A 26,362-nucleotide genomic window follows, 5' to 3' on the forward strand; every position below is an offset into this window, starting at 1 on the left:
CGCCTCCCGTCCGTCAGCGGGTCGACTCAGCCGCGCAGGGCGTCCACCGTGAAGTCGATGGCCCGCACGAGCTTCGCCACGTCGTCCGGGTCGATCGCCGTGAACGTCGCGATGCGCAGCTGGTTCCGGCCGAGCTTCCGGTACGGCTCGGTGTCGACGATCCCGTTCTGGCGCAGGGTCGCGGCGACCGCCTTGGCGTCGATCGAGTCGTCGAGGTCGATCGTGGCGACGACCTGCGACCGGTGCTCCGGCACGGTGACGAACGGCGTCGCGTAGTCGACCGAACCAGCCCAGTCGTACAGCGTGGACGACGAGGTCTTCGTGCGGGTGTCGGCCCAGGCGAGCCCGCCGGACTCGTTGATCCACCGGACCTGGTCGTCGAGCAGCAGCAGGGTCGCGAGCGCCGGGGTGTTCAGCGTCTGGTTCAGTCGCGAGTTGTCGACCGCGTTCTTGAGCGACAGGAACTCGGGGATGTACCGGTCGGACGCCGCGATGCGCTCCACCCGCTCGATCGCCGCGGGGGAGAAGAGTGCGAGCCACAGGCCGCCGTCCGAGGCGAAGTTCTTCTGCGGGGCGAAGTAGTAGACGTCGGTGGCGCTGACGTCGAACGCGGCGCCGCCGGCCGCGCTGGTCGCGTCGACCACGGTCAACGCGCCCGGGTCACCCGCAGCGCGGACGACCGGGGCCATGACGCCCGTCGAGGTCTCGTTGTGCGGGTAGGCGTAGACGTCGACACCCTCGACCGGTTCGAGCGCGGAGAGCGAGCCGCCGGGCGCCTCGATCACGTGCGGAGCCTCGAGCCAGGGCGCGGCGACGGCCTTGGCGAACTTGGAGCCGAACTCGCCGAAGGACAGGTTCTCGGCGCGGCGCTCGACGAGGCCGAACGCTGCGGCGTCCCAGAACGCGGTGGACCCGCCGTTGCCGAGGACGACCTCGTAGCCCTCGGGGAGGTCGAACAGGTCGGCGAGCCCGGCGCGGACGCTGCCGACCAGGTCCTTGACCGGCTTCTGACGGTGTGACGTCCCGAGGATCGTCGCCCCGCGGGTCACGAGGGACTCCAGCTGCGCGCCGCGGATCTTGGACGGACCGCAACCGAATCGGCCGTCGGTGGGGAGGAGTTCGGCGGGGATGACGATGTCTGCCATGCACCGATCCTACCGACGCGGTATCCCACCCCCGAGTCTTGCGCCGTGCAAGTGTCGGTCGATCCATGTCACCTCGAACAAGTAGGGTGGGCGCGCTGGGCCCAGACATGAGAGGCGGACCGTGACCGATCTCGTCGACACCACGGAGATGTACCTGCGCACCATCCTCGACCTCGAGGAGGAGGCGATCGTGCCCCTGCGCGCCCGCATCTCGGAGCGTCTCGGACACTCGGGCCCCACGGTCTCCCAGACGATCGCGCGCATGGAGCGCGACGGGCTCGTCGTCGTGTCCGGCGACCGTCACCTCGAGCTCACGGGCGAGGGACGCTCCCGGGCGACCCACGTCATGCGGAAGCACCGGCTCGCCGAGCGGCTGCTCTCCGACGTGATCGGTCTCGACTGGGCGTTCGTCCACGACGAGGCCTGCCGCTGGGAACACGTCATGAGCGAGCAGGTCGAGGTCCGGCTGCTCGAGATGCTCGGCAACCCGACCGAGTCGCCGTACGGCAACCCGATCCCCGGCCTGGCCGAGATCGGCGGGCCCACCGCTGCCGGCTTCCTGGACGGCGTGCAGAACATCGTCGCCGCGACCGAGGGCACCGACGCCGTCGCGACCGGGGTGATCCGCCGGCTCGGCGAACCCGTACAGTTCGAGCCCGAGCTCCTCCACCAGCTGCGCTCCGCCGGGGTCATGCCGGGGCGGACCGCCAGCGTCCAGCGCGCCGGGGCCTACGTCGCCGTGCGGGTCGAGGGCGAGGACGCCGGCATCGAGCTGCCGACCGAGGTCGCCCAGCACGTCTACATCGAGCGGTCCTGATCTCGCTGCCCCCGAAACTGGGGCGGAGGAGATTCTCCCGGGCTGATCAGGGGTTCTTTACCGTTCCGTTACAAAGCGGCGTTTTCATCTCGACAAGGTAACGGCCGCCACGTACACTCGTCGAGTCCGCAGGCCACCCACGAGGCCCAGGACCCGTGACAGGACGTCTCGAACCCGTCTCCTGTCTCGATCGGAAACGATGACGAACGGATGGGGTTGCACGCCGCGGGACCACCCACGCGGACGTGATGACGAGACGCCGGAGACACCACCCTTGACGCAGACCGGTTCCGCCGCGGACGCCCAGACGCCCGCGAACCCGACGAACACCGAGAACGCCACCGTTGCCCCGATGACCCGGCGTGCCGCCCGCGCGACCCGGCCGGTGACGCCCGTGCGCGACGCCCCGCTCCCCGGCGGCCGTCGAGCCGCCCTCGCCGCCCAGGCCGCCGCCTCCACGAAGGCCAGCTCCTCCGCCCGCAAGCGCCGGTTCCTCGCGCCGGTGGTCCTGACCGTCGCTGCCGGCATGTTCGGCACCGTCGCGGTCGCCCCCGCCTTCGCCGCGACGCAGCAGTCGTCCGGTCAGGACGCGGCCGCCGCCCAGCGGCAGATCCGTACCACCGAGGCGCAGAACTTCTCCGTGTCCGACGCGGTCGCCCTCGCCGGCACGAGCCGCGACGGCTACGGCGCGACCTCCACCGCCACCCTGGAAGCCGCGAAGGCGAAGGAAGCCGCGGACGCCGCCGCGAAGCAGGCCGCCGCCACGCAGGCCGCGCGCGCGAAGACGGCTTCGCAGTACGCCTCGTACACCGGGCCGACCGCATCCGACTACGTCGCGTCGTCGACCGCGGCGAACACCCCGTTCTCGCTCCCGGCCGTCGTCGCGACCGCCAAGCAGTACATCGGCACGCCGTACGTCTTCGGTGGGGCGGACCCGTCCGGCTTCGACTGCTCGGGCTACGTCATGTTCGTCTACGCCCAGTACGGCATCAAGCTGGCGCACTCCGTCCCGCTGCAGGACCAGGCGGGGACCACCATCCCCGAGTCCGAGGCGCAGCCCGGCGACGTCGTCATCTTCAACAACGAGGCGCACGACGGCTTCTACATGGGCAACGGGATGATCATGGACGCCCCGAAGCCCGGCGGCTCCGTGTCGATCCGCCCGATCTGGACGAGCGACTACCACATCGTCCGCTTCGGCATCTGACGCACGTCGATCCCGTGAACATCGCCGGAACCGGCCCGCACACCCTCGTGTCGGGCCGGTTTCTGACGTACCCTGACGCTGCACCGGTCCGAACGGCCCGAGCAGGGAGACCTCATGTCAGCGTTCCGCACGACCCGAACCATGGGTCGGCGCGCGCACGTCGACATATGGTCGACCACCGCCTGCGTGCACGAGCACGCCCCTGCATGACGAGAGCACTGCCCATCCGGGTGGTGCTCTTCGTGGTTCAGGGGCCGTCGCGCAGGCGACGGTCACCTGCGCGGCGCCCCGGTCCGACGCACCCGCAGCGCCTGGAAGCCGTCCAGGCACGTCGGAAGGGAACCCATGCGCACTCTCGTCCTCAACGCCGGTTACGAGCCCCTCGCGGTCATCTCGTTCCGTCGGGCCCTCGTCCTGGTCATGAACCAGAAGGCCGCCATCGTCGCCGCTGACGTGGACCACCCGGTCACCGGCTCGACCTCCACCTACGACCGACCGTCCGTCATCATCCTCACCCGGTACGTGCGGATCCCGCACTCGAGGCTCATCCCGGTCTCCCGCCGGGGTGTCCTCCGGCGGGACGCGAACCGGTGCGCCTACTGCGACCGGCACGCCACCACCATCGACCACGTCCAGCCGCGTTCGCGCGGGGGCGAGGACTCGTGGGAGAACCTCGTCGCCTGCTGCCTGGCGTGCAACAACACGAAGGGCGACCGGACCCCGCAGGAGATGGGCTGGCGACTCCGCTTCCGCCCGAAGGCGCCGCACGGGGCGTCCTGGGTGGTCCGCGGGATCGAGCGACCCCAGTCGGAGTGGGACGAGTACCTCGTGGCCGCGTAGCGGTCGGTGGACGCGACCAGTTGACGGACTGGAGGCGCGGTGCTGGCCGGCACCGCGCCTCCAGTCCGTCAGTGCGTCGGGTCGGGCGCGCGCCCGCGTCGTCGTCCGAGCGCCCACGTGGCGACCAGGACCGCCGCTGCACCCGCCGTGCCGGCGATGATGTCGGTCATCGTGTCGCCGTTGCCGTGCTGCGCCTGGGTGCCGAAGAGCTGGTCGCTCGTGTACTCCGCGATCTCCCACGCGGCGGCGACGGCCATCGCGGAGGCCTGCACGAGCAGTGCGGCGGCCGGACGCACCGACGCCTCCCGCGAGCGGATGAGCACCACGCCGGCGACGGCGACGAGCACACCGGAGTCGGCGTGCACCACCTTGTCCCACCCGGGGAACGCCGAGTACAGCCCGAACGCCGAGCCCGCGCAGGGGCCCGCGGCGAGGAACGCCCCCAGCTGCGCCGAGAGGTGCGTCGGCAGGGGACGGCCGAGGAGGTGCTCCAACAGGGCGGGGGCCCACATGACGGGTACGAGCGCCGCCGCGATCGTCGCACGCGGCCACGACCCGAGGCCGAGCAGCACCGCGGCGCCGAGCGCGAACGCGACCTGGAACGCGATCGCGACGGTCCGCGCCGAGCGTTCGCGGGGCGGCGCGAGCGTCGGCCGCTCGAGCATCAGGACCCTCGGGTCAGGTGCGGCTCGGGCCGCGGCGCCCGCAGCCGAGCCCGTCCGTCGTGTGTGGTCGGCCGCTGCCGGCGCCCGACCAGCGAGCGCCACGCGTCGCGGATGCCCCGGTGATTGCGCCACTCGCGCCAGGTCAGCGCGATGACGACCACGTCGAACACGGTGAGTGCCGCGATGCCGAGCGTGGGGGCGGTGGCGAGCTGCACGCACTGCCAGACGAGGAAGCCGACCAGGGCGGCGATCGCCCACGGGTAGACCCGCGTGGTGCCGCGGAACAGTGCGGCGAGGATGCCGAGCTTCACGGCTCCGTGCACGATGAGGTACACGGCGCCGAGGACCGCGGTCCCCGTGCTCAGCGACGTGGCGCCGTGGAGGAGCAGGTGTGCCAGGAGGTCATGCGGGTCCTCGCGCAGCTCACCCGCGGTCGCGATCCGGACGGCGTCGACGATCTGCGCCGGGCGGAGCACCAGGAGCGGCAGGCCGATGAGGAGTTCGACGGCACCGTCCAGTCCCTTGAGCCCGATGCCCACGAGGAACACCAGGTCGAGGACTCGTGCTCGTGACCACGTGCGTCCGTTCATCCCTCCAGTGTCGGACGGTCGCTCCCAGGAACGTCCAAGCGGTCGGGCCCCGTTCAGGCCGGCGTCCCGAGGCGGTACCCCACGCCCCGCACCGTGGTGATGAGGTCGCGGTCGGTCTTCCGTCGGACGTAGTGCACGTAGGTGTCGACCGTGCCGAGTTGCTCCCCGTGCTCGAACACCGCCGCGAGCAGGTGCTGCCGGCTGAAGGTGCGGTCCGGCGCCGACGCGAGGAGCCGCAGGAGCGCGTTCTCCTTCTCGGTCAGCATGATCCGCCCGGTGTACGGCGACTCGACGCTGCTGTCGTCCGGGTGGTAGCTCCAGCCGCCGATCTCGACGGTCGTGCCGAGCCCGGCGAAGTCGCGGGTCAGTGCCCGGAGGCGGGCTTCGAGCTCCTCGAACTCGAACGGCTTGACGAGGTAGTCGTTCGCCCCCGCGTCCAGACCGGAGACGCGGTCGTGCAGCTCGCCGAGCGCCGTGAGCATGAGCACCGGCACCGCCTGGCGACGCCGGCGGAGCTCGGCGACGAGGTCGACGCCGTCCATGCCGGGGAGACGGCGGTCGACGACGAGGACGTCGTGGTGCCGGTCGAGGGCCGCCTGGAGACCCGCTGCGCCGTCCGCGACGAGCTCGACGTCCCAGTTCGCGTCGAGCACCGTGCGGATGATCGGGCCGAGGCGCGGATCGTCCTCAACGAGCAGCAGTCGGGGACGGTCCACGTCGTGTCCTCTCGTCGTGTCCGACCGCCAGGGGCAGCCGGAGCAGGAAGGTGGTGCCGTGCGGCCCGGTGTGCTCGACCCGCACGTCCCCGCCGTGCCGCACGGCGACGTCGCGGACGAGCGCCAGGCCGATGCCGTACCCGGGGCGGGTGCGACCGTCGGTCACGTGTCCGGCGGACTGGCCGTGCGCGAACCGGTCGAAGACACGCCGCGGCGCGATGCCCGCGATGCCGGTGCCCTCGTCACGGACCCGGAGCGACACGAACCCGCGGTGCACGTCCGCCGTGACACGGACGGTGCCGCCGGCGGGGGAGTGCGCGATCGCGTTGTCGACGAGCGCGACGATCGTGCGGCGGAGCGGGATCGGCGGCACCGTGACGACCGCGTCCGTCGTCCCGGTCAGCAGGCGCACGTCGTGCTGTTCCGCGATGACGGCCATGTCGTGCTCGGCGGCTTCGAGCTCGGGGGCGAGGGCCGTCGGCGTCGCCTCCGCGCCGCCCCGAGCGGCCTCGAGCAGGTCGTTGACGATGTCGATGAGGACGCGGGTGTCGTCCCGGAGGTCGTCGGCCACCTGCCGCCGCGGGTCGTCCGCGTCGATCATCGCGCGGAGCTGCTGGACCCTGGCGCTGAGCACCGTCAGCGGCGTCCGGAGCTCGTGGCTGGCGTCGGCGACGAAGGTGCGCTGCATCCGGAGTGCCTCGGCGATCGGTCGGACCGCCCGGCGCGCGATGACCCAGCTCGCGATGCCGGCGAGCAGGACCGCCGCACCGCCGAGGACCAGCACCGCGATCGCGAGGTCGACGGTGTCGAGGTAGACGTGGACGTCCTCCGGACCGTGCTGCTCGTGGAGCTGGCTCGGTGTGAGCTGCCACAGCACGTAGGCGACGACGAGCGCGACGATGGAGAGCACGAGCGCTGCCGAGACGACCGCGACCTGCACGCCCGTCCGCAGCGCCGACCGGCGGTACGCGGCGCGGTCGGCGTCCGTGTCGCGGCGGCGGAGCGACGACCAACGCTCGGGGAGGTCGAGGGCCCTCGGGATCGACGACCACCACAGTCCCATCGTCCGACCTCCTTCCCGCTCCCCAGCTTGGACCCTCCGCGTCACCGGGTGTACCGGACCACGCGGGTCCGCGCGATGGTCCAGGTGTGCTCCGGGTGGTACCCCGCGGCGGCGAGTGAACGCGACACCGTCCCGCGCTCATCGGGGGAGACGGCCGTGAGCAGCCACACGACGTCCGCCCCGGACACCGCGCGACCGGCCTCGGACAGCGGGCGCTGCGTCTCCCACAGCGTGTCACCGGAACCGGCCGGGGTGCCCAGCAGCGGGTCGCGCGTCCCGACGAAGGCGCCGGGGTAGGTCTCCGCGATGATCCGGGACGTCGCCTTCGGGTGCCGCTGGACCGGTCCGAACACCACGGCGTCCGTCGTGCCGGCGGGTTCACGCGCCCGTTCGTGGCGGATGAGGGCCGCGACCGCGTTCCACGCCGAGTCGTCCTTCGCGGTCACGGTGCGTTGGGCGACCCACGACCCTGCGGTCAGGGCGACGGCGAGTGCGACCGCGACGATCGACGCCGGGCGGGCGAAGCGCCTCGGGACGGCGTCGACGGCCACCGCCATGCAGAGTGCTGCGGTCGGCGCCGCGAAGGACGCGTAGCGCGGTGAGTACAGCGGATCGGTGACGAGGGACGCCAGGATCAGCCCGATCGTCGGGACCGCCACCCACGGCAGGGCCACCGCGAGCAGGGCCCGTCCCCGGGGCGTCCGGAGCGCGAGCAGTGCCCCGGCGATCGCGAGGGTGCACATGAACACGGCGAACCCGGTGTTCTCGTAGGAGAACTGGGTGACGAGGACCTCCTCGACGGTGTGCGCGCTGATGTGCCGGATCCAGTCGATCTGCGCCGACTGCGCCGAGGCAGCGCGGGCGAACGGCAGCAGCGGGGCCAGCGCGAGGACCGCGGCTCCGACCCAGCACACGGCGACCCGGACCGCTGCACGCGTCCGGGTCCGGCGGCGGACGAGGGGCAGCGCGACCGTCACGCCGTGTCCGAGGATGACGAGGACGAGGTACAGGAACACCGCACCGCCGAGGGCGGACACCGCGACGTACGCGGCCCACCACGGCCAGGCACGCGCGGAGGTCCCGGTGCGCCGCGCGGCGACGACCAGGAGCAGGGTCGCGGCGACCGCGAGGAGCATGGCGAACGCGAACGACCGCCCCTCCGCTCCCATCCACGTCACGCGGGGCAGGAGCGCCGTGAACACGCCGGCGAGTACACCGACGCGCGGGCCGACGAGGATGCGACCGAGGACGACGGTCAGGCCGACCGCGACCCCGACGGCGATCGCCGACGGCAGTCGGAGCGTGAAGGGCGAGTACCCGACGACGTCGAACCAGACGTGCATGAACGAGTAGAAGGTGGCGTGCACGAGGTCGACGTGCTGGACCTCGCGGCCGAGCGCTGCCCAGGACCGCGTCGCGGAGACGACGGTCGCCGCCTCGTCGTACCAGACCGACGGGACCCAGCTGAGCGTGACCGACACCACCGCGGCGAACAGTCCGACCAGGACGGGGGCGCGCCAGGCCGTCCGCGGTGTCGGCATCCGGCCACCACGGTCCGCCTCCGTCCGCGGGGCGGTCACGGTGCTGGTCGAGTCGACGGTCATGGGGGCACCTCCGACGACCAGGCTGACGTCGGACGACCAAGGAAGGACCCAGGAACCCGGACGGCGAGCGATGGCGCAGACCGGACGGCGCTGTTACTATCTGCGTGTGCACGTAGACAAGCAGGTATGCGGGCTGAGCCCCGAGTCGGAGTACGTGGAGCTCGCGGTCGAGGTGTTCGCCATGCTCGCCGACCCGACGCGGGTGAAGATCATCCTCGCGCTGCGGAGCGCGGAGGAGATGTCGGTCAACCACCTCGCCGACGTCGTCGACAAGAGTCCGGCGGCGGTCTCGCAGCACCTCGCCAAGCTCCGGCTGGCCCGCATGGTGTCGACCCGGCGTGACGGCACGACGGTCTTCTACCGCCTCACCGACGAGCACGCGTCCGAGCTCGTGATCGACGCCGTGAAGCAGGCCGAGCACGTGGTCGGGGCGGCGGCGCACCACCGCGGCGAACAGGCGAGCGCGTGACGGACCACCAGCACGTGCACGACCACGCGCACGGTCTCGACCACGCGCACGGTCACGACCACGCGCACGGTCACGAGCACCCGCACGGCGGGGTGAAGGGGTTCCTGTACGACCTGTTCGTCCCGCACACACACGACGCCGCCGACTCGATCGACGACGCGATGGAGGCCAGCAGCGCGGGTGTCCGTGCCCTGAAGACGAGCCTCTTCGTCCTCCTCGGCACGACGGTCGTGCAAGCGGTCCTGGTCGCGTCCACCGGTTCGATCGCACTCCTGGCCGACACGATCCACAACTTCGCGGACGCGCTGACCGCGGTGCCGCTGTGGATCGCGTTCGTCCTCGGTCGCCGGGTCGCGACCCGCCGGTACACGTACGGGTACGGCCGCGCCGAGGACCTCGCCGGCATGTTCATCGTCCTGGTCGTCGCGCTGTCCGCCGTCGTCGCGGGCTGGCAGGCCATCGACCGGTTCATCGACCCCCGGCCCGTCGAACACCCGTGGTTGCTCGTCGCCGCCGGGCTGGTCGGCTTCGCCGGCAACGAGATCGTCGCGGTCTACCGGATCCGTGTCGGACGACGGATCGGCTCGGCCGCCCTCGTCGCGGACGGCGTGCACGCCCGACTGGACGGGTTCACGTCCCTGTCGGTCGTGCTCGGGGCGGTCGGCGTCATGCTCGGCTTCCCGCTGGCCGACCCGATCATCGGTCTGCTCATCAGCATCTCGATCGTGCTGCTGCTGTGGGGCACCGTGAAGTCGATCGGCGCGCGACTCATGGACGCGATCGACCCGGCGCTGGCCGAGCGGGCGGAACACGCGCTCGAGCACACGGACGGGGTGCACGCCGTGCGCGACCTCCGCCTGCGGTGGGTCGGCCATCGGCTGACCGGGTCCGCGACGGTCGAGGTCGGGACGGCCGACCTGCACGCGGCCGCGCACATCGCCGAGCACGCCACGGAACACGTGCACGAGGCGATGGGGAACGTCGATGAGTTCACCGTCACCCCGGCACCGCACCACTGACCACACCAGAGAGAGGAACCACCATGTCCGTCGTCAAGATCAACGCCATCTCCGTCCCCGAGGGGAAGGGTGCCGACCTCGAAGCCCGCTTCGTCGGTCGGAACCACGACGTCGAGCAGCAGCCCGGCTTCGAGGGCTTCCAGCTCCTGCGCCCCACCGCCGGCGAGACCCGGTACTTCGTCGTGTCGACCTGGGCGGACGAAGCGTCCTACCAGGCCTGGCGCACGGGGCAGGCGGGCGCGCACCACGGAGGGAGCAACCCGGTCGCCACCGGCGCCCAGCTCCTGGAGTTCGAGACCGTCGAGCTCTGACCGCGGTGATCGGTCAGTGGTGCCCGTGCACGACGGCGTGCCCGAGCCCACGGCCGATCATCCAGCGGTTCACCGGGGTCGTCACCACGAACGCGATCGCCAGGGAGAGCAGGAGTGACCCCCAGAACAACCAGTCGCCGAGCTGGGCGTCCATGGCGCCGGGGATCGCGACGATGACCGTGTTGTCGATGACCTCCATCACCGCGATGGAGACGGTGTCCGCCGCGAGCGCGACCTTGAAGGCCGCCCCGAACGTCAGTCCGGACCGCATCACACCGCGCATGGTGAGGGCGTAGCCGAAGACGAACGCGAGGACGATCGACAACACGATGGTCCCGCCGTTGTGCAGGCCGGTCGCGGTGCCGATGACCATGCCGAGCACCTCACCGATCGCGCAGCCGGTCAGGCAGTGCAGGGTGGCCTGTGCTGCCATCGACCAGGTGACGGTCGAGGAGCCGTGGTGGTTCTGTCGATGTGTGTCCATACCACCTCGAACCATACCCCCTGGGGGTACATTCCCGCGCGGGTCGCGACGGACTGGAGGCGCGGTGCGGGCCGGCACCGCGCCTCCAGTCCGTCTGTCGGTCGTCGTCGGTAGCGTGCCGCCATGACGGAGACGCCCACGATCGACGACGCGACCATCCACGACCTGCGCGCGCGACTGCGCGCCACCCGGTGGCCGGACGCTCCGGCCGGTACGGGGTGGTCGCTCGGCGTCGACGTCGACGAGTTGCGCGCCCTCGTCGAGTACTGGGCCGACGACTTCGACTTCGATGCGCACCGCGCACAGCTCGCTGCGCTGCCGAGCCGCCGCGTGCGTGTGGACGGCATCGGGATCCACGTGCTGCACGCCCGCGCTGCCGGACCGGACGCGCTCCCCGTCCTGCTCGCGCACGGCTGGCCGGACTCCGGCTGGCGCTACCGCAAGGTGCTCCCGATGCTCGTCGAGGCCGGGTACGACGTGGTCGTGCCGGACATGCCCGGCTACGGGTTCTCCGAGGCACCGCCCAGGCTGCTCGACGCGCGACAGGTCGCCGAGATGTGGGCCGTGCTGATGACCGACCTCGGGTACGAGCGGTTCGCGGTGTCCGGAGGTGACATCGGCACGAGCGTGGCGCGGTACCTCGCGCTCGACCACCCCGACCGCGTCGTCGCGGTGCACCGGATCGACGGGGGCCTCGCGTGGCCGGGGCTCGACGTCTCCACCCTGTCGGACGCCGAGCGCGAGTTCGTCGCCGCAACCGAACGGTGGCGCACGGCCGAGGGCGCCTACGCGATGATGCACCGCACGAAGCCGCAGACCGCTGCGGTCGGGCTCACCGACTCACCCGCAGGGCTCGCGGCCTGGATCGTCGAGAAGCTCCGGTCGTGGAGCGACTGCGACGGCGATCTCTGGTCGGTGTACACGCGGGACGAGGTCCTCGCGCTGCTCACCGAGTACTGGGCCACCGCCACGATCGGGTCCTCGATGCGGATGTACCACGCGAACGCGGCGATCCCGGCCGAGCAGCTCGCGCGCCGGGTCGAGGTGCCGTCCGGGTTCTCGCTCTTCCCAGGCGACATCGTGCGGGCGCCACGGGAGTGGCTCGAGCGGACGACCAACCTCGTGTACCTCCACGAACTCGACCGCGGTGGGCACTTCGCGCCGTTCGAGCAGCCGGAGCTGTTCGTCGACGAGCTCCGGGCCTTCCTGGAGCCGTTCCGCCGCTAGAGTGGTGGGGCCAGCCTCTGTAGCTCAATGGAAGAGCAGTTCCGTCCTAAGGAAACGGTTGGGGGTTCGAGTCCCTCCAGGGGCACCCGCCCGTCGCCCTAGGCGATCACGCGCCACGGGTTCTCGAGCAGCTCGGTGAACGTGCGGAGGAACGACGCGGCGAGAGCACCGTCGATGATCCGATGGTCGGCGGTCAGCGTGTACGTGAGCCGCGCGCGTGACGTGACCGTGCCCTCGATGAGCGCCAGTTCCTGGCGTGTGCTCCCCACGGCGAGGATCGCCCCTTGCGGCGGGTTGATGATCGCGGTGAAGTGCTCGACGCCGTACATGCCGAGGTTGCTCACGGTGAAGGTCCCGCCGTCCATGTCGCGATTCGTCAACGTGCGGGCCGACGCCCGCGAGACGAGCTCGCGCGAGGCGGCTGCGACGGTCGCCACCGACATGCGGTCCGCGTCCCGGACGACGGGGACCACGAGACCCGCCGGCGAGGCGACCGCGATCCCGACGTGGACCCGGTCGTGCAGGAGCGTCGCACCACTGCCGTCCGCTGCGTACGAGGCGTTGATCCCGGGGTGCAGGCGCAGCGCCAGCGCACTCGCGCGGACGAGGAAGTCGTTCAGGCTGAGCTTCCTGCCGTCCTCGCCCCTCCGCTCGTTCATCGTCGCTCGCAGAGCGAGGAGTTCCTCGATGTCCGCGGAGGCGGTCGCGGTGAACGTCGGGACGGCGCCGACGGCGGCGGTCAGCCGGGACGCGATCGACCGGCGGATCGCGTCGAAGGGGACACGACGCGACTCCCGGTCGTCCGAGCCGCTGGGGCCGGCGCTGGCCTGCGACGGCTGCGCTGCCGGTGTCTCGGGCCGTGCGGACGTCTCGCGGGCGTCGACGGCATCGAGGTCTGCACGGACGACACGACCGCCGGGGCCGCTCCCGGTGACGGTGGCGAGGTCGATGCCACGTTCCTTCGCGATGCGACGGACCAGTGGTGACGCTGCGCGGCGGTCGGATCGCGAGATCGATGCCGCAGGGTCGCCCGGCACGCGCTGCTCCGGAGGCCCGGGCTCCGAGGCCGGGGGCTCCGTCGGGCTGTCGGACGCCGGGGTGCCGTCATCGAGGCGGGCGATCGGCGTCCCGATCGCGACGTTCTCGCCCTCCGCGACGAGGATCTCGGCCAGGACGCCGGCGTCGTAGGCCTCCTGTTCCATGAGTGCCTTGTCCGTCTCGATCTCGACGAGGACGTCACCCGGCCTGACGGCCTCGCCCGGCTGCTTCCGCCAGGCGGCGATCGCGCCTTCCGTCATCGTGTCGGACAGCCGAGGCATGAGGATGTCGATCATGTTCTCTTCCTGGTCGGATCGGGTTCAGCGGCGTCGGGCGACGGCGTTGAGCGTCTCGCGGATCGCGGTGATCGCGTCGTCCGGCGACGGCAGCGCCGCCGTCTCGAGGGACTTCGCGTAGGGCAGGGGCACCTCCGCCATCGCGACCCGGCGCACGGGCGCGTCCAGCCAGTCGAATGCACCATCGCTGATGGTGGCGGCGATCTCGGCTCCGATGCCGTAGGTGAGCCAGTCGTCCTCGAGGACGACAGCGCAGTTGGTCTTCTGCACGGACGTGATCACCGTCTGTCGGTCCAGTGGTCGGAGGCTCCGCAGATCGATGACCTCGACGTCGATGCCTTCGTCGGCGAGGCGTTCTGCGACCTGGAGCGCGACGAGCGCCATCCGCGAGTACGCGACGACCGTGATGTCGCGACCCGTGCGGCTGACCACGGCTCGACCGATCTCCGCCGGGGCGGACTCGTCGGGCACCTCTCCCGTGGTGTTGTACAGGGCGAGGTTCTCCAGCACCAGGACGGGATCGTCGTCGCGGATCGCCGCCAGCATGAGGGCTTTGGCATCCGCCGGGTTCGACGGCGCGACCACCTTCATCCCGGGGACGAAGGCGTAGTAGAGCTCGATGTTCTGCGAGTGCGTGGCGCCGAGCTGCTGCCCGCCACCGCCGGGCGTGCGGATCACGATCGGGACCCGTGTCTGGCCGCCGAACATGCCGTAGATCTTCGCCGCGTGGTTGACGATCTGGTCCAGGGCGAGCAGCGAGAAGTTGATCGTCATGATCTCCACGACCGGCCTGAGGCCCAACATCGCAGCGCCGATCGCTGCGCCCGTGAAGCCCTCCTCGGCGATCGGTGTGTCGCGGACGCGCTCGGGACCGAACTCGTCGAGCATCCCCGCCGTGATCTTGTAGGAACCCTCGAACCGGCCGATCTCCTCGCCGATGAGGAACACGTCCGGGTCCCGCAGCATCTCGCTCCGGAGCGCATCGTGGAGTGCTTGGCGGTAGGTGATGAGGCTCATGCGGACACCCGCTCGATCGGGGCCGGGAACAGGGCGTCGCCAGGGAGGCGTCGGGAGTCGTTCGGTACGGGCGTCGCGTACGTGAAGTCGAACAGGGTCGAGACCTCGGGGTGCGGACTCGTGTCGGCGAAGTCCGCTGCAGCGGCGACGACCTCCGCGGCGTCGGTCTCGATCGCCGCCATGGCCTCCTCGGTCAGCGCGCCCTCCTCGTGCAGGCGGACGGCGTATGCCGCGACGGGGTCGGACGCCCTGAGCGCTTCGGCCTCCTCGCGACTGCGGTACCGCGCCGGATCGACGACGGAGTGCCCCTTGAGGCGGCCGGAGACGGTCTCGAGCAGGTACGGGCCACCAGCGCGAGCGCTCTCCAGGGCGATCTCGGCAGCGCGCTCCACGGCCACGGGGTCGTTGCCGTCGACCCGAGCGGATGCCATCCGGTACGACGAGGCCCGCTTGTAGAGCTCCGGTTCGGCGGACGCCTGCTCCACGGTCGTCCCCATGCCGAGTCCGTTGTTGACGACGACGTACACGATCGGCAGGCTCCACAGCGCGGCCAGGTTCAGCGACTCGTGGAACGCGCCGATGTTCGTCGTCCCGTCGCCCATCAGGCAGACCACCGCCTCGGTGCCCCGGCGGTAGCGGATCGCGAGCGCTGCGCCGGTCGCCAACGGCACCTGGCCGCCGACGATCCCGTACCCGCCCATGAACCGGGAAGCGACGTCGAACATGTGCATCGACCCGCCCCGGCCGCGGGACACCCCGTCCGACCGTCCGTACAGCTCCGCCATGATCCGTCCGGGCGCGATGCCCCGAGCCAGGGCGTAGCCGTGCTCGCGGTAGTTGGTGAAGACGTAGTCGTCGTCCTGCACCGCAGCCATCAGGCCGGCGACCGTGGCCTCTTCCCCCAGGTTCAGGTGGCAGTAACCGCCGACCTTCGCCTCCGTGTACGCGCGAGCCGCGCGCTCCTCGAAGCGACGCACCAACACCATCTGCCGGTAGAGGCGCAGGTGCTCCTCGTGGCGTTCGGCCGTCCGTGCGGCGCCGGCCTGCGACCGCTTCGATGATGCGGTCCGGGCCGCTGTGGGCTCGGTGGTACGGGGCATGGGGCCTCCTCGCGTCCTGGTGAGAAGTAATGATACGGAACGCGTCTCATTATAGGATGGTCCCATGTCCCTGTCGATGCCGGGCGGCGAGATGCCGACACCAGCTCCCCGCAAGCGCGGTCGCCCGACCGAGGCGGAGCGTGCTCAGCGTCGCGATGACATCCTCGACGCGGCAGTGCGACTCTTCCTCGCGGGCGGCTTCGAGGGCGTCACCCTCGATGCCGTCGCGCCCGCAGCGCGGGTGACGAAGCGCACCATCTACTCGTACTTCGGCGACCGGACCGACCTGTTCCTGGCGGCCGTCGAACGCCTCCGCAACCGTGCACTGACCCCGCCCGAGGCCGACGAGCAGCTCGCCGACCTCGCGACGCACATCGTCTTCACACTCCACTCCGACGAGGCCGTCGGTCTGCACCGGCTGATGATCGCCGAGTCGCCTCGGTTCCCTGACCTCGCGCGTCGCTTCTACGAGGACGGCCCGCGCCGGTACATCGAGGCGCTGGCTGCGTACTCCCGCTCGGCTGACGTCGGTCAGGCGGAGGCGCTGTTCGCACTCCTGCTCGGTGAACGACACCGGCAACGCCTGCTCGGGCTCCTCCCCGCGCCCACGCTGCCGATGGCCGCTGCGCACGCGGAGGACGCGATCCGACGTCTGGCCGATGCCCGGGGTCGCAACGGTGGGAGGCCCCGCACCGACCGTTGACGGTCGGGTGTCCGGGACCGCGGAGTCCCGTGTTCTTCAGCCCGGTATCTTCGCGAACGCGCGGACCGGGGCCGCTCCGAGCCTCCCGGTCTTGAGCGGGACCGCGGTGAGGGCCGCGCCGGAGGTGGGGAGTGCCTCCAGACCGGTGAGGTCCTCCACCACGTGGATGCCTGCCGCGAGGAGCAGCGAGCGCGCGGGACGTCCGTTCCCCGCCTCGGCTGACGCGCCGTCGACGCCGGCCGAGTCGATCCCGACGAGTGTGACCCCTGCGCTGGCGAGGTGTTCGGCAGCGTCCCTCCGGAGGAACGGCGGGGTGCGCTCGGGGACGGGGCTCCCGTCGTGGTGGTCCTGTGCTGTCTGCAGCAGGACGGCCTTGCCGCGTACGTCGCGGTCGTGGAAGACGGATGCCGGGATGCCCGGTTCGACCACGTCCGTCAGGCGGAAGACCTCGGCAGGGAGGTCGACGACGCCGTCGATTCCCACCGACGCCACGCCACGGCCGTCCTCTCCGGCCACGAACGTCGTCCCGAGAGGACCGGCCACCCACTCGTCGATCGGGCGACTGAGGTCGACGAGGCGATGGTCGTCCATCGTTGCCTGGGGCCGTTCTGAGCCCATGCCGCGGCTGCCCTTGTGCGGTTCCGCCACGATCTCGAACCGCTCGAACCGCACGTCGCCGACGAGCGCGAGTCCGAGGTGTCGCACGAGCAGCCGCGCCGTCTCGGCCTCGGAGACGTCGGGCCTCGGGACGTCCAGACGGAATCCCTCGGCGGAGAGCCCTCCACCGTTCACGAAGGAGATCTGGACGTCGAAGACGGCACGGTGTTCCTGCACGGGGCGATCCTCCCACCACGACGCGTGCGGAGCGGACGCGCTCACCTCGGGTCCTGCTGCAGCCATCGTGTGAGCGCGTCGATGGCGGTCCCGAACGTTCCACGGGGTGGTGTCGCGAAGCCGACGACAGCAGCCGGAGCCTGGGCGTGCTGCCGCGTGTACCGGTCCAAGGAGTGTGTGACGAAGTCGCCCGAACGGATCTGCCCGTCAGCGTCGGCCGGTGGTCGCAGTGCCGTTGCGATCGGAACCACCGCTTGCAGACCGGCGGGGATCCCGGGGACGGGGACCCCGACGCGGCTCAGCGCCCTCAGCAGGACGTCGTGGCGGCGGGCGTACTCGCGGCGCTGCCGGCGGACGTGCCGCTCGTAGTCACCACTGCGGATGAGGTCGGCCAGGGCGAGTTGATCGAGGAGCGGGACGCCGCCGGTCAGCGTGAGGAGCGACGCACGGACGGGTGCGACCAGGTCGTGGGGGAGTGCCATCCACCCCAATCGCAGCCGTGTGTCGAGCGTCTTGCTGACACTGCCCGCGTAGACCACCTGGTCGGGGGCGGATCGCTGCAGGGCCGCGACGGGGCGACGGTCGAAGCGGAACTCGCCGTCGTAGTCGTCCTCGACGATGAAGCGCCGGGTGCGCCGTGCCCACGCCACGACGTCACGCCGGCGTTCCGCGTCGAGCGCGCCGCCGAGTGGGAACTGGTGGGCGGGCGTGAGCACGACGGCGTCGGTGTCGCGCCCGATGCGGTCGGTCCGTGCGCCTCGGGCGTCGACAGGGAGGTCGAGCACGCGCAGGCCCGCCGACCTCCAGAGATGGTCGATCCCGGGCAGCGCGGGGTCCTCGATCGCCACCTCGGCCATGCCGAGCGACCGCATCGCGACCGCGAGGACCGTGGAGGCGGAGCGGTACCCCGCAGACACCACGAGTGATGCGGGCGTCGTCTCCACGCCGCGGGACCGTGCGAGGTAGGCGGCGAGCTCGGTCCGCAACTCCAGACTGCCGGCACCGTCGTCGTCGACCGGGTTCGTCATCAACGCGGTCGACGCGGCCCTCCGCACGGCTGCAGCCCACCTGGCCGCCGGGAACGACCCGGACTCGGGGCGTCCCGGCCGGAGGTCGAGTCGGGGTGCGGTCGGCGCGGCCTCGGGAGCGGCACGTCCGACCGTGGTCGGCGTGCGCGCCACGAAGGTTCCGGCCCGGGGGCGGGTCACGAGCAGTCCGTCGGCGACCAGGTCGTCGATCGCCGCGACGACCGTGCCGCGGGAGACGCCGAGGTCGGCAGCCAGCTCTCGCGCCGCGGGCATCCGGCTGCCCTCCGGGAGGAGCCCCTGGGCCGCCGCGCTGCGGATCGCCTGCTCCACACCCCGTCGCTTCGGCAGGGCCGGGTCCAACGAGAACGCGACGTCCATCTGGCCCACGATACTCGACCGCCTTTGGACCTCTTCGTTGGGCCAGGATCGTCGTACCGTCGTACCGTGGTGAAAGCATGAGGATCTTCGTCGCCGGTGCATCCGGTGTTCTGGGCCGAGCGTTCCTGCCGCTGGTCGTCGGGGACGGACACGACGTGTTCGGGATGACCCGCTCGCGCGGTGGTGCCCGGACGGTCGAGTCGCTGGGAGCGCTACCGGTGACGGTCGACGTGATGGACCGCCACCAGCTCACACGAGCCCTCGCCGACGCCCGACCGCACGCGGTCGTCGACCTGCTCACCGACCTGGCCACCGGCGATTCCGCGAGCAACGCGCGCTTGCGCACCGAGGGTACCCGGAACCTCGTCGACGCAGCACTCGGGGCGGGGGTGTCCCGGATCGTCGCAGCGAGCATCGCATGGGTGTACCCCGCGGGAGTGGAGCCGGCCGACGAGGACACCAGCCTCGACCTCGCGGCATCCGAGCCCCGGCTCACGACGATCCGCGGTGTCCAGGCGTTGGAGGACGCGGTGCGGGAGCTGCCGGACGGTGTCGTGCTCCGGTTCGGGCAGCTCTACGGGGACGGGACCTGGTACGCCCCCGACGGCCGCTTCGCGCGTGCTGCGCGCGCGGGTGGTCTGCCCGCGACCGAGACGGTCGCCTCGTTCCTCCACGTCGACGACGCTGCCGGGGCCGTGCTGCTCGCCCTGGGGTGGCCGGCGGGGGTGTGGAACGTCGTCGACGACGAGCCGGCCCCGGGCACCGAGTGGGTGCCGGCGTTCGCGGAAGCGGTCGGAGCGCCGGCACCGGAGGTCGAACGGGTCGGTGACGTCGGGCGTCCGGTCAGCAACAGGCGGGCTCGAGCACGAGGGCTGACGCTCCGTCACCCCAGCTGGCGGACGGGCTTCGGCGCCCAGTGAGCGTCCGGTAGTGACGGTCGTCGCCCGACCCGGTCAGCTCGACGCTTCCCGCATCGCCACGAGGTGGGCGCGGCTCAGCGCTGCCGCTGCGTCGCCGTCACGCTCCGCGACGGCTTCGAGCAGCCGTAGGTGGTCGTCCTGATCGGTGTCCTCACCGAACCGACCGCGGGCCCGGAGCATCTCGATCATCGCCTGTCGGCTGCGCGGGGTCAGGCTGTCGAAGAGTTCGATGAGCAGCGGGTTGTGGGCGGCGAGGACGATGCTGCGGTGGAAGGCCGTGTCGGCGTCGACGTGCTCCTCGATCCGTGATCGTCGGAGTCCGCGTTCGGCCAGGGCGCGGCGCATGGCCCGGAGTTCGGACGGTGTCCGGCGCTGTGCTGCGAGGTTCGCCGCCTCGGTCTCGATCGCGATGCGCGCCTCGATCACGGTCGTGACGTCGGCACGGTGCACCACCGTCTCCCAGGGTTCGGGGGCGTCGAGTGCGGTGACGAAGACGCCGGCGCCCTGCCGAGAAGTGAGCACACCGCGGCCGGCGAGCTGCCGGATCGCCTCACGGACGGTGGACCGACCGACCCCGAGCTGCGGAGCGAGGGTGGTCTCCCCGGGCAGTTTCGCGCCGAGGGGCCACGATCCGGCGCGGATCCGCTCCAGCAGCAGCTCCGCCGCTTGGTCGGCCAACGGCGCACGACGAACCTGGTCCATGTCCCACGAGTCCTTCCGGGTCCTCTACTTGTCTGAGGAGTTGTGTTACGCTGCAACGGTGACGACGTGCCGAGTCCTCCTGCTTCGCCGCCACGGCAGGGCCTAGCCAGACCGGCACCCTGACGTGGAGCCGCTTCCTGCGCCGGTCGTTCCAGCAACGCCCCGAAGGACAGCGCATGACCCGCACCACATTCTCCCGCATCGACACCCCGGCCGGTCCGGTCCCGGCACTCGCCCCGGCCTGGAACCGGCAACGGCACTCGCAGATGCCCTCACACCGGTACCAGGACGTCCACTCCCGCGTCGACGTTCCGATCGAGCGGCGGGAGTGGCCCACGAAGCGGTTGACCGCTGCGCCGCTCTGGGTGCCCGTCGACCTGCGCGACGGCAACCAGGCCCTCGCCGAACCGATGGACCCGGCCCGCAAACGCCGCTTCTTCGAGCTCATGGTCGCGATGGGCTACAAGGAGATCGAGGTCGGCTACCCGTCCGCTTCCCGGACCGACCACGACTTCGTCCGCCTGATCGCCGAGACGGGCATCGCTCCGGAGGACGTGACGATCGTCGTGTTCACGCCCGCTCGCCGTGACCTGATCGAGCGCACGGTCGAGTCCATCAGCGGTATCCGGAACCCGGTCGTCATCCACCTCTACACCGCGACCGCGCCGACGTGGCGGGAGGTCGTGCTCGGCAAGGACCGCGACGAACTGCGCGAGATGATCCTCTCCGCCGGCCGCGACCTCCTCGAACTGGCCGGCCACCTGCCGAACGTGCGGTTCGAGTTCAGCCCCGAGGTCTTCAACCTGACCGAGCCGGACTACGTCATCGAGGTCTGCGACGCCATCACCGATCTGTGGCAGGCGACGCCCGAGCGGCCGGTGATCCTGAACCTCCCCGCGACCGTCGAGATCGCCACGCCGAACGTGTACGCCGACCAGATCGAGTACATGCACACCCACCTCGCCCGCCGTGATTCGGTGATCCTCTCCGTGCACCCGCACAACGACCGGGGCACGGGGATCGCCTGCGCCGAACTCGCGGTGCTGGCCGGTGCCCAGCGGGTCGAGGGGTGCATCTTCGGCAACGGCGAACGCACCGGCAACGTCGACATCGCCACGCTCGCCCTGAACCTGCACGCCCAGGGGGTCGACCCGATGATCGACTTCTCGGACATCGACGAGATCCGCCGGGTCGTCGAGCACGCCAACCGCGCCGAGGTCCACCCCCGGCACCCCTACGTCGGCGACCTCGTGCACACCGCGTTCAGCGGAACCCACCAGGACGCCATCAGGAAGGGACTCGCGGAGCATCGCGCCCGTGCGGACCGGGAGGGCCGCCCCGCGTCGCAGATCGACTGGCGCGTGCCGTACCTGCCCATCGATCCGGCCGACCTCGGCCGGACCTACGAAGCCGTCATCCGGGTCAACTCGCAGTCGGGCAAGGGCGGGATCGCGTACCTGCTCGAGGCTGAGCACGGCATCGAGCTCCCCCGTCGCATGCAGATCGACTTCGCACACCACGTGCAGGAGCACGCCGACGCGACCGGTCTGGAGGTCGATGCGGGCGGGCTGCTCGACCTCTTCACGCGGCACTACCTGGCATCGGGACCGGCGGACGTCGAACTCATCCGACTCGACTCCGAGGACCACGACGGGACGAGCCGGACGGCGGTCAGCCTCCGCGTGGACGGCGTCGACCACCACGGCAGTCACGATGGTGTCGGCCCGGTCGAAGCGGTCATCCGGCTGCTCGCCGAGTGCGGCCGCGACGTCGACGTCCTCTCGCTGCACCAGACGTCCGTCACCTCCGGCGCCGACAGCGACGCGCTGACCCTCGTCGAGCACCGCGACGCCGCCGGGGTCCACTGGTCCGCGGGACGGGACCGATCCGTGCTCACGGCGAGCGTGAACGCCGTCCTCCGGGCTGCGAGCACGTCCGGCGGGGCCACGACGGGCGGCGCGTGACGTCCCCGCGCATCGCCACGGCGACGGGGCGGTGATCCGCGGCCTGGTCCACACCCGTCGGCACCGCCTGGCCCTTCCGTGCGTCGGACGACCGGCCGTAGCGTCGGATCCGTCCCGTACGGAAGGCAGCCCCCACGAGGACGGCATCCCACGCGAACGGCATCCCACGCGCAGGGCAGCCCCCAAGCGGAGGGCGTCCCCGACACGGAAGGCATCACAGATGACGCAGACCTCGTTCCCGGTCCTCGAACACCTGCGGCGTCGCCTCGCGGGTTCGCTGGAGCCGGGGGAGACGACGTCCATGCGGTACCCGACGGCGATCGCCCGCCTGCTCGGACTGGAGATCGTGGCCGTGGCCGAGCGCGGAGCCACGATCCGGATCGAGGCCGACGTGGAGCTCCACGGCAACCAGCAGGGCACCGTCCACGGAGGCCTGCTGTGCGAGCTGGCGGACGCCGCGATCGGCACCGCCCACTCGACGATCATCCAGCCGGGAGAGTCCTTCACGAGCCTCGACCTCGACGCGCGATTCGTGCGACCGGCGTGGTCCGGTGTGCTCGTCGCATCCGCACGGTGCACGCACCCAGGGCGCACGATCAGTCACTACCAGTGTGAGATCCGCCGCGATGACGGCACTTCGATCGCCTCCGTGACCAGCGCCGTGATGACCCTTCGTGGTGCGCAGGCGGCGGGCCGGTGAAACCAGGGACGGGGCTGGGGTCAGGCACCCGAGTGCCGAGCGAGGGAGGACGTCCATGACGGAGCACGAGGGGCTGCACGCGAAGACCGTGGTGCACGTCTTCCACGACGACGAGCACTCGTTGACGATCGGCAGCCGCCTGCCCGGGCGGATCGGCGAGGTGACGCCCGAGACCGGCACTGCCGTGGAGGTGTTCGTCTTCGGGCCGGCGCAACGGCGTCTGACCCACGTCGAGACCGACGCCGACCGCCTGTTCAACGCGCAGATCGACGAGCTGATCGCGTCGGGAATCCCCGTCGGCGCCTGCAGCAACGCCGCTCGCGCAGCGGGTGTGGAGGGCGTCCTCACCCGGCGAGGTCTCGGTCTCGCGGTCGCACGGGACGAGTTCATCCGCTTCACACGCGAACGAGCCACCGTCATCACCTTCTGAGCGGGCGGTCCGGTCGACCGGGAACCGTCGGCCTGGACGGTAGTCATCCCCGCACGCCCCGTACGATTGACCCCGTGTCCAAGGTCCTGAGCAGTCTCCCGGTCGGCGAACGAGTCGGCATCGCGTTCTCCGGAGGTCTCGACACCTCCTGTGCCGTCGCGTGGATGCGCGAGAAGGGCGCGATCCCGTGCACGTACACGGCCGACATCGGTCAGTACGACGAGCCGGACATCGACGCCGTCCCGGGCCGCGCGCACGAGTACGGCGCGGAGATCGCGCGGCTCGTCGACGCGAAGAGCGCCCTCGTGGAAGAGGGGCTCGTCGCGCTGCAGACCGGCGCGTTCCACATCCGCTCGGGCGGCAAGACGTACTTCAACACGACGCCGCTCGGGCGTGCGGTGACGGGCACGATGCTCGTCCGCGCGATGCGTGAGGACGGCGTCGACATCTGGGGCGACGGCTCGACCTACAAGGGCAACGACATCGAGCGGTTCTACCGCTACGGCCTCATGGCGAACCCGCGCCTGCGGGTCTACAAGCCGTGGCTCGACTCGGAGTTCGTCGAGGAGCTCGGCGGTCGCAAGGAGATGAGCGAGTGGCTCGTCGCCCGCGGCTTCCCGTACCGCGACTCCACCGAGAAGGCGTACTCCACGGATGCGAACATCTGGGGCGCGACGCACGAGGCGAAGAGCCTCGAGGAGCTCTCCAGCGGTCTCGACATCGTCGAGCCCATCATGGGCGTGGCCGCCTGGCGTGACGACGTCGAGGTCGCCACCGAAGAGGTCTCCGTCCGGTTCGAGGCCGGGCGCCCGGTGGCCATCAACGGGGTCGAGTACGCCGACGCCGTCGCGCTCGTCTACGAGGCGAACGCGATCGGTGGCCGTCACGGCCTCGGCGCGTCCGACCAGATCGAGAACCGCATCATCGAGGCGAAGAGCCGCGGCATCTACGAGGCGCCGGGCATGGCGCTGCTGCACATCGCCTACGAGCGCCTGCTCAACGCGATCCACAACGAGGACACGGTCGCGTCGTACCACAACGAGGGTCGCCGGCTCGGTCGCCTCATGTACGAGGGTCGCTGGCTCGACCCGCAGTCGCTCATGCTCCGCGAGTCGCTGCAGCGCTGGGTCGCGTCCGCGGTCACGGGTGAGGTCACGCTGCGTCTCCGTCGCGGTGACGACTACACGATCCTCGACACGACGGGTCCGTCGCTGTCGTACCACCCGGACAAGCTCTCGATGGAGCGTGTGGGTGACGCGGCGTTCGGCCCGGACGACCGCATCGGTCAGCTGACGATGCGGAACCTCGACATCGCGGACTCGCGGTCGCGTCTCGAGCAGTACGCCGCGGCCGGTCTCATCGGCGGTGCGACGGGTGACCTCGTCGGCCGGCTCGAGTCGGGTGAGGCGGAGGAGATCCTGGGCGGCGCCGTCGCCACGTCCGACGCCGAGGCGGCACGGGAGCGCGCGACGGACCTCGCGTCCGAGGGCGCCGCGTTCGACTCCGGCACCGACTGACCCGGTCCCGACCCGTCCGGAAGGGGGCCTCCGCCGCGTGCGGAGGCCCCCCTTCCCGTTGCGCGGCCCGCGTCGGTGACGCGACGCTCGCGCGTGTCGGACGGGAGGCACGGTGCGGGCCCGCACCGCGCCTCCCGTCCGACCGCTGGTCGGGTCAGCGCGCCTCGGCGGTCTCCACGCGCTTCTGCCGCCACGCACGCGCCGGCTGGTCGGGCCCGTCCCACACCTGGATCGCACCCCACGCGGCGGCGAGGAGCGGGACCGAGATGATCGCGCCGGTGATCCCCGCGAGCACGGTGCCCGCGGTCAGTCCGATGAGGATGACGAGGCCGTGCAGCTTGAGCGTCTTGCCCATCAGGACCGGCTGGAGCAGGTTGCCCTCGAGCTGGTTGACGAGCACGACGATGCCGACGACGACGAGCGCCTGGACGGGCCCGAGGGCGACGAGGGCGACGAGTGCGGCGAGGATGCCGGCGGCGGTCGCACCGACGATCGGGATGAACGCGGTGATGAACACGACGACGGCCAGGGGGAGTGCGAGGGGGACGCCGACGATCGCGATGCCCACCCCGATCCCCACGGCGTCGACGGCTGCGACGGTCGCGGTGCCGCGCACGTAGCCGCCGAGCGTCTGCACGACCCGGTCGCCCACGCGGCGGGCCCGCTGGTACCGCTCACCCGAGAAGGGCCGGAGCAGGAACTCCCAGATGCGCGGGCCGTCCTTGAGGAAGAAGAACAGCACGACGATCATCAGCACGAGGCCGGTCAGGAAGTTGGCGGTGGCGGAGGCGCCCGCGAGTGCGCCGGAGCCGAACTGCGCGCTGGTGAGGAAGCCCTGGACGCCCTGCACCGCCTCGTCGACCTGGTCGTCGGAGATCGAGATCGGCAGGGTCGCGGCGAAGTCCTGCAGCTGGTCGAACCCACTCACGGCGGACTGCTGCAGGTCGGGCCACTGCGAGACCACCGCGACGACGATGAGCCACCCCACGAGTCCGAGCACGACGAGGACGCCGACGAGCACGGCCAGCGTGGCGAGCACGGAGGGCACCCGGTGTCGGCGGAGCCAGGACACGACGGGGTGCATCGCCGACGCGATGATGAGCGCCAGCAGGACGGGGATCGTGACGACGCTCAGCGTGGCGGCGGCGTACACGACCGCGGCGCCGATCACGAGCACGACGATGAGCTGCAGGCACCGGGTGGCGAGGCTGCCGAAGGAGTCGGACCACTTCGCCGCGACCACGCTCGGTCCGGTGTCGGGGTGCGGGTCGTGCGGGCGGCCGAACAGGGGCATGGGGCTCCTCGGGGGACGGGTGTGCCCGCCCACCGTACCGGGCTCGTCGCGCCCGGGGCCGGTCGTGCCGTCGTCCGGAGGCCATCGCGCTCCGGCCCGAGCTGCAGGGGACGCTCGAGGGCCGGAGCGTCGATGCTCGCTGCGAGTCCCGGCGGGGGAGCGCCGGTCGGGTGTGACTCGCTGACGATGACGACTCTAGCGGTCCGCAGAAGTGTGGACAGACAGATCAGTCTCCCCAGTTCGGGGGTCCGCACCGGAGGACGAGAGGACGGGAGGCGCGGTGC

At 71.3% G+C, this 26,362-nt stretch carries 27 protein-coding genes and 1 tRNA gene; 14 read left to right on the top strand and 14 right to left on the bottom strand.

All coding sequences use genetic code 11. From position 1 onward, the window contains the following. Nucleotides 1-26: 26 nt before the first annotated feature. On the bottom strand, nucleotides 27-1,145 hold the full coding sequence (serC, locus tag ACTJKO_RS07925) for a phosphoserine transaminase (protein ID WP_440687425.1): 1,119 nt from the start codon (nucleotides 1,143-1,145) through the stop codon (nucleotides 27-29). Nucleotides 1,146-1,266: 121 nt separating this feature from the next. Here serC and ACTJKO_RS07930 point away from each other — a divergent pair, with 121 nt between their 5' ends. The 3 genes from ACTJKO_RS07930 to ACTJKO_RS07940 all read left to right on the top strand — a co-directional run bounded on the left by ACTJKO_RS07930 (nucleotide 1,267) and on the right by ACTJKO_RS07940 (nucleotide 4,009). Then, the gene (locus tag ACTJKO_RS07930; protein WP_440687427.1) at nucleotides 1,267-1,962 is read left to right on the top strand and encodes a metal-dependent transcriptional regulator; all 696 of its coding nucleotides are present in this window, start codon (nucleotides 1,267-1,269) and stop codon (nucleotides 1,960-1,962) included. Between the two features lie 274 nt (nucleotides 1,963-2,236). Next, complete coding sequence (locus ACTJKO_RS07935; protein ID WP_440687429.1) at nucleotides 2,237-3,169, top strand: C40 family peptidase; 933 nt, start codon at nucleotides 2,237-2,239, stop codon at nucleotides 3,167-3,169. Between the two features lie 345 nt (nucleotides 3,170-3,514). Then, nucleotides 3,515-4,009 (top strand): HNH endonuclease, encoded by a 495-nt coding sequence (locus ACTJKO_RS07940; RefSeq protein WP_440687431.1) that lies wholly within the window; start codon nucleotides 3,515-3,517, stop codon nucleotides 4,007-4,009. 68 nt (nucleotides 4,010-4,077) lie between these two features. Here the strand turns inward: ACTJKO_RS07940 and ACTJKO_RS07945 are convergent, their stop codons facing one another. From ACTJKO_RS07945 to ACTJKO_RS07965, 5 genes are read right to left on the bottom strand one after another with little or no spacing between them, the layout of a single operon-like run. Continuing rightward, entirely contained in the window at nucleotides 4,078-4,674 is a 597-nt protein-coding gene (locus ACTJKO_RS07945) for a hypothetical protein (RefSeq protein WP_440687433.1), read from the bottom strand. Next, a complete protein-coding gene (locus ACTJKO_RS07950; protein WP_440687435.1) occupies nucleotides 4,674-5,264 on the bottom strand; it encodes a DUF2127 domain-containing protein in 591 nt (196 codons plus the stop codon). The genes ACTJKO_RS07945 and ACTJKO_RS07950 overlap by 1 nt, the downstream gene beginning before the upstream one ends. A gap of 53 nt (nucleotides 5,265-5,317) precedes the next feature. Next, nucleotides 5,318-5,980, bottom strand: coding sequence for a response regulator transcription factor (locus tag ACTJKO_RS07955; protein ID WP_440687437.1), 663 nt, complete (start codon nucleotides 5,978-5,980; stop codon nucleotides 5,318-5,320). After that, a complete protein-coding gene (locus ACTJKO_RS07960; RefSeq protein WP_440687439.1) occupies nucleotides 5,952-7,043 on the bottom strand; it encodes a sensor histidine kinase in 1,092 nt (363 codons plus the stop codon). Before ACTJKO_RS07960 ends, ACTJKO_RS07955 begins: the two co-directional genes overlap by 29 nt. Nucleotides 7,044-7,084: 41 nt before the next feature. Then, nucleotides 7,085-8,647: a glycosyltransferase family 39 protein gene (locus tag ACTJKO_RS07965; protein WP_440687441.1), complete on the bottom strand. Its 1,563-nt coding sequence runs from the start codon at nucleotides 8,645-8,647 to the stop codon at nucleotides 7,085-7,087. 106 nt (nucleotides 8,648-8,753) lie between these two features. Here ACTJKO_RS07965 and ACTJKO_RS07970 point away from each other — a divergent pair, with 106 nt between their 5' ends. From ACTJKO_RS07970 to ACTJKO_RS07980, 3 genes are read left to right on the top strand one after another with little or no spacing between them, the layout of a single operon-like run. After that, nucleotides 8,754-9,116 (top strand): ArsR/SmtB family transcription factor, encoded by a 363-nt coding sequence (locus tag ACTJKO_RS07970; RefSeq protein WP_440687443.1) that lies wholly within the window; start codon nucleotides 8,754-8,756, stop codon nucleotides 9,114-9,116. Then, a complete protein-coding gene (locus ACTJKO_RS07975; protein WP_440687445.1) occupies nucleotides 9,113-10,135 on the top strand; it encodes a cation diffusion facilitator family transporter in 1,023 nt (340 codons plus the stop codon). The genes ACTJKO_RS07970 and ACTJKO_RS07975 overlap by 4 nt, the downstream gene beginning before the upstream one ends. Nucleotides 10,136-10,158: 23 nt before the next feature. Next, the gene (locus ACTJKO_RS07980) at nucleotides 10,159-10,446 is read left to right on the top strand and encodes an antibiotic biosynthesis monooxygenase family protein (protein ID WP_440687447.1); all 288 of its coding nucleotides are present in this window, start codon (nucleotides 10,159-10,161) and stop codon (nucleotides 10,444-10,446) included. A 13-nt stretch (nucleotides 10,447-10,459) separates the two neighbouring features. On the opposite strand, the gene ACTJKO_RS07985 is transcribed toward ACTJKO_RS07980, so the two are convergent. Then, nucleotides 10,460-10,930 (bottom strand): DUF4396 domain-containing protein, encoded by a 471-nt coding sequence (locus ACTJKO_RS07985; protein ID WP_440687449.1) that lies wholly within the window; start codon nucleotides 10,928-10,930, stop codon nucleotides 10,460-10,462. A 123-nt stretch (nucleotides 10,931-11,053) separates the two neighbouring features. On the opposite strand from ACTJKO_RS07985, the gene ACTJKO_RS07990 reads away from it, so the two are divergent. Further along, nucleotides 11,054-12,157 carry an epoxide hydrolase family protein gene (locus ACTJKO_RS07990; RefSeq protein WP_440687451.1) on the top strand — a complete coding sequence of 368 codons (1,104 nt, stop codon included), beginning with the start codon at nucleotides 11,054-11,056 and terminating at the stop codon, nucleotides 12,155-12,157. A 13-nt stretch (nucleotides 12,158-12,170) separates the two neighbouring features. After that, nucleotides 12,171-12,242, top strand: a tRNA-Arg gene (locus tag ACTJKO_RS07995). A 13-nt stretch (nucleotides 12,243-12,255) separates the two neighbouring features. Here the strand turns inward: ACTJKO_RS07995 and ACTJKO_RS08000 are convergent. From ACTJKO_RS08000 to pdhA, 3 genes are read right to left on the bottom strand one after another with little or no spacing between them, the layout of a single operon-like run. Continuing rightward, a complete protein-coding gene (locus ACTJKO_RS08000) occupies nucleotides 12,256-13,491 on the bottom strand; it encodes a dihydrolipoamide acetyltransferase family protein (RefSeq protein WP_440687453.1) in 1,236 nt (411 codons plus the stop codon). 24 nt (nucleotides 13,492-13,515) lie between these two features. After that, the gene (locus ACTJKO_RS08005) at nucleotides 13,516-14,508 is read right to left on the bottom strand and encodes an alpha-ketoacid dehydrogenase subunit beta (protein WP_440687455.1); all 993 of its coding nucleotides are present in this window, start codon (nucleotides 14,506-14,508) and stop codon (nucleotides 13,516-13,518) included. Further along, a complete protein-coding gene (pdhA, locus tag ACTJKO_RS08010) occupies nucleotides 14,505-15,608 on the bottom strand; it encodes a pyruvate dehydrogenase (acetyl-transferring) E1 component subunit alpha (protein WP_440687457.1) in 1,104 nt (367 codons plus the stop codon). The genes ACTJKO_RS08005 and pdhA overlap by 4 nt, the downstream gene beginning before the upstream one ends. 64 nt (nucleotides 15,609-15,672) lie before the next feature. Between pdhA and ACTJKO_RS08015 the strand changes: the two genes are divergently transcribed. Continuing rightward, entirely contained in the window at nucleotides 15,673-16,311 is a 639-nt protein-coding gene (locus ACTJKO_RS08015) for a TetR/AcrR family transcriptional regulator (protein ID WP_440687459.1), read from the top strand. 36 nt (nucleotides 16,312-16,347) lie between these two features. Here ACTJKO_RS08015 and ACTJKO_RS08020 read toward each other — a convergent pair whose 3' ends face one another. Together ACTJKO_RS08020 and pdxR are read right to left on the bottom strand one after the other, a co-directional pair. Then, nucleotides 16,348-17,145, bottom strand: a complete 798-nt coding sequence (locus ACTJKO_RS08020) for a cyclase family protein (protein WP_440687461.1) — start codon at nucleotides 17,143-17,145, stop codon at nucleotides 16,348-16,350. 41 nt (nucleotides 17,146-17,186) lie between these two features. Next, on the bottom strand, nucleotides 17,187-18,551 hold the full coding sequence (gene pdxR / locus ACTJKO_RS08025; RefSeq protein ID WP_440687463.1) for a MocR-like pyridoxine biosynthesis transcription factor PdxR: 1,365 nt from the start codon (nucleotides 18,549-18,551) through the stop codon (nucleotides 17,187-17,189). Between the two features lie 77 nt (nucleotides 18,552-18,628). Here pdxR and ACTJKO_RS08030 point away from each other — a divergent pair, with 77 nt between their 5' ends. Further along, entirely contained in the window at nucleotides 18,629-19,471 is an 843-nt protein-coding gene (locus ACTJKO_RS08030; RefSeq protein ID WP_440687465.1) for an NAD-dependent epimerase/dehydratase family protein, read from the top strand. 33 nt (nucleotides 19,472-19,504) lie between these two features. Here the strand turns inward: ACTJKO_RS08030 and ACTJKO_RS08035 are convergent, their stop codons facing one another. Continuing rightward, nucleotides 19,505-20,173 (bottom strand): FadR/GntR family transcriptional regulator, encoded by a 669-nt coding sequence (locus tag ACTJKO_RS08035; RefSeq protein WP_440687467.1) that lies wholly within the window; start codon nucleotides 20,171-20,173, stop codon nucleotides 19,505-19,507. Between the two features lie 176 nt (nucleotides 20,174-20,349). Between ACTJKO_RS08035 and ACTJKO_RS08040 the strand changes: the two genes are divergently transcribed. The 4 genes from ACTJKO_RS08040 to argG all read left to right on the top strand — a co-directional run bounded on the left by ACTJKO_RS08040 (nucleotide 20,350) and on the right by argG (nucleotide 24,784). Beyond that, nucleotides 20,350-22,137, top strand: coding sequence for a 2-isopropylmalate synthase (locus ACTJKO_RS08040; protein WP_440687469.1), 1,788 nt, complete (start codon nucleotides 20,350-20,352; stop codon nucleotides 22,135-22,137). Between the two features lie 220 nt (nucleotides 22,138-22,357). Further along, nucleotides 22,358-22,837: a PaaI family thioesterase gene (locus ACTJKO_RS08045; RefSeq protein WP_440687471.1), complete on the top strand. Its 480-nt coding sequence runs from the start codon at nucleotides 22,358-22,360 to the stop codon at nucleotides 22,835-22,837. A gap of 55 nt (nucleotides 22,838-22,892) precedes the next feature. Beyond that, nucleotides 22,893-23,267, top strand: a complete 375-nt coding sequence (locus ACTJKO_RS08050; protein WP_440687473.1) for a hypothetical protein — start codon at nucleotides 22,893-22,895, stop codon at nucleotides 23,265-23,267. A gap of 74 nt (nucleotides 23,268-23,341) precedes the next feature. Then, complete coding sequence (argG, locus tag ACTJKO_RS08055) at nucleotides 23,342-24,784, top strand: argininosuccinate synthase (protein WP_440687475.1); 1,443 nt, start codon at nucleotides 23,342-23,344, stop codon at nucleotides 24,782-24,784. Between the two features lie 154 nt (nucleotides 24,785-24,938). On the opposite strand, the gene ACTJKO_RS08060 is transcribed toward argG, so the two are convergent. Further along, nucleotides 24,939-26,078 carry an AI-2E family transporter gene (locus ACTJKO_RS08060; RefSeq protein WP_440687477.1) on the bottom strand — a complete coding sequence of 380 codons (1,140 nt, stop codon included), beginning with the start codon at nucleotides 26,076-26,078 and terminating at the stop codon, nucleotides 24,939-24,941. Between the last annotated feature and the right edge of the window lie 284 nt (nucleotides 26,079-26,362).

Origin of the sequence: Curtobacterium sp. 22159 (assembly GCF_052045775.1) — a bacterium.
Taxonomy (GTDB): Bacteria; Actinomycetota; Actinomycetes; order Actinomycetales; family Microbacteriaceae; genus Curtobacterium.

Bases quoted from the DNA above. Each gene is read 5' to 3' on its own strand.
- serC (WP_440687425.1), bottom strand. From the start codon at position 1,145: ATGGCAGACATCGTCATCCCCGCCGAACTCCTCCCCACCGACGGCCGA.
- ACTJKO_RS07940 (WP_440687431.1), top strand. From the start codon at position 3,515: ATGCGCACTCTCGTCCTCAACGCCGGTTACGAGCCCCTCGCGGTCATC.
- ACTJKO_RS07945 (WP_440687433.1), bottom strand. From the start codon at position 4,674: ATGCTCGAGCGGCCGACGCTCGCGCCGCCCCGCGAACGCTCGGCGCGG.
- ACTJKO_RS07950 (WP_440687435.1), bottom strand. From the start codon at position 5,264: ATGAACGGACGCACGTGGTCACGAGCACGAGTCCTCGACCTGGTGTTC.
- ACTJKO_RS07960 (WP_440687439.1), bottom strand. From the start codon at position 7,043: ATGGGACTGTGGTGGTCGTCGATCCCGAGGGCCCTCGACCTCCCCGAG.
- ACTJKO_RS07965 (WP_440687441.1), bottom strand. From the start codon at position 8,647: ATGACCGTCGACTCGACCAGCACCGTGACCGCCCCGCGGACGGAGGCG.
- ACTJKO_RS07980 (WP_440687447.1), top strand. From the start codon at position 10,159: ATGTCCGTCGTCAAGATCAACGCCATCTCCGTCCCCGAGGGGAAGGGT.
- ACTJKO_RS07985 (WP_440687449.1), bottom strand. From the start codon at position 10,930: ATGGACACACATCGACAGAACCACCACGGCTCCTCGACCGTCACCTGG.
- ACTJKO_RS07990 (WP_440687451.1), top strand. From the start codon at position 11,054: ATGACGGAGACGCCCACGATCGACGACGCGACCATCCACGACCTGCGC.
- ACTJKO_RS08000 (WP_440687453.1), bottom strand. From the start codon at position 13,491: ATGATCGACATCCTCATGCCTCGGCTGTCCGACACGATGACGGAAGGC.
- ACTJKO_RS08005 (WP_440687455.1), bottom strand. From the start codon at position 14,508: ATGAGCCTCATCACCTACCGCCAAGCACTCCACGATGCGCTCCGGAGC.
- pdhA (WP_440687457.1), bottom strand. From the start codon at position 15,608: ATGCCCCGTACCACCGAGCCCACAGCGGCCCGGACCGCATCATCGAAG.
- ACTJKO_RS08015 (WP_440687459.1), top strand. From the start codon at position 15,673: ATGTCCCTGTCGATGCCGGGCGGCGAGATGCCGACACCAGCTCCCCGC.
- pdxR (WP_440687463.1), bottom strand. From the start codon at position 18,551: ATGGACGTCGCGTTCTCGTTGGACCCGGCCCTGCCGAAGCGACGGGGT.
- ACTJKO_RS08030 (WP_440687465.1), top strand. From the start codon at position 18,629: ATGAGGATCTTCGTCGCCGGTGCATCCGGTGTTCTGGGCCGAGCGTTC.
- ACTJKO_RS08035 (WP_440687467.1), bottom strand. From the start codon at position 20,173: ATGGACCAGGTTCGTCGTGCGCCGTTGGCCGACCAAGCGGCGGAGCTG.
- ACTJKO_RS08040 (WP_440687469.1), top strand. From the start codon at position 20,350: ATGACCCGCACCACATTCTCCCGCATCGACACCCCGGCCGGTCCGGTC.
- ACTJKO_RS08045 (WP_440687471.1), top strand. From the start codon at position 22,358: ATGACGCAGACCTCGTTCCCGGTCCTCGAACACCTGCGGCGTCGCCTC.
- ACTJKO_RS08050 (WP_440687473.1), top strand. From the start codon at position 22,893: ATGACGGAGCACGAGGGGCTGCACGCGAAGACCGTGGTGCACGTCTTC.
- ACTJKO_RS08060 (WP_440687477.1), bottom strand. From the start codon at position 26,078: ATGCCCCTGTTCGGCCGCCCGCACGACCCGCACCCCGACACCGGACCG.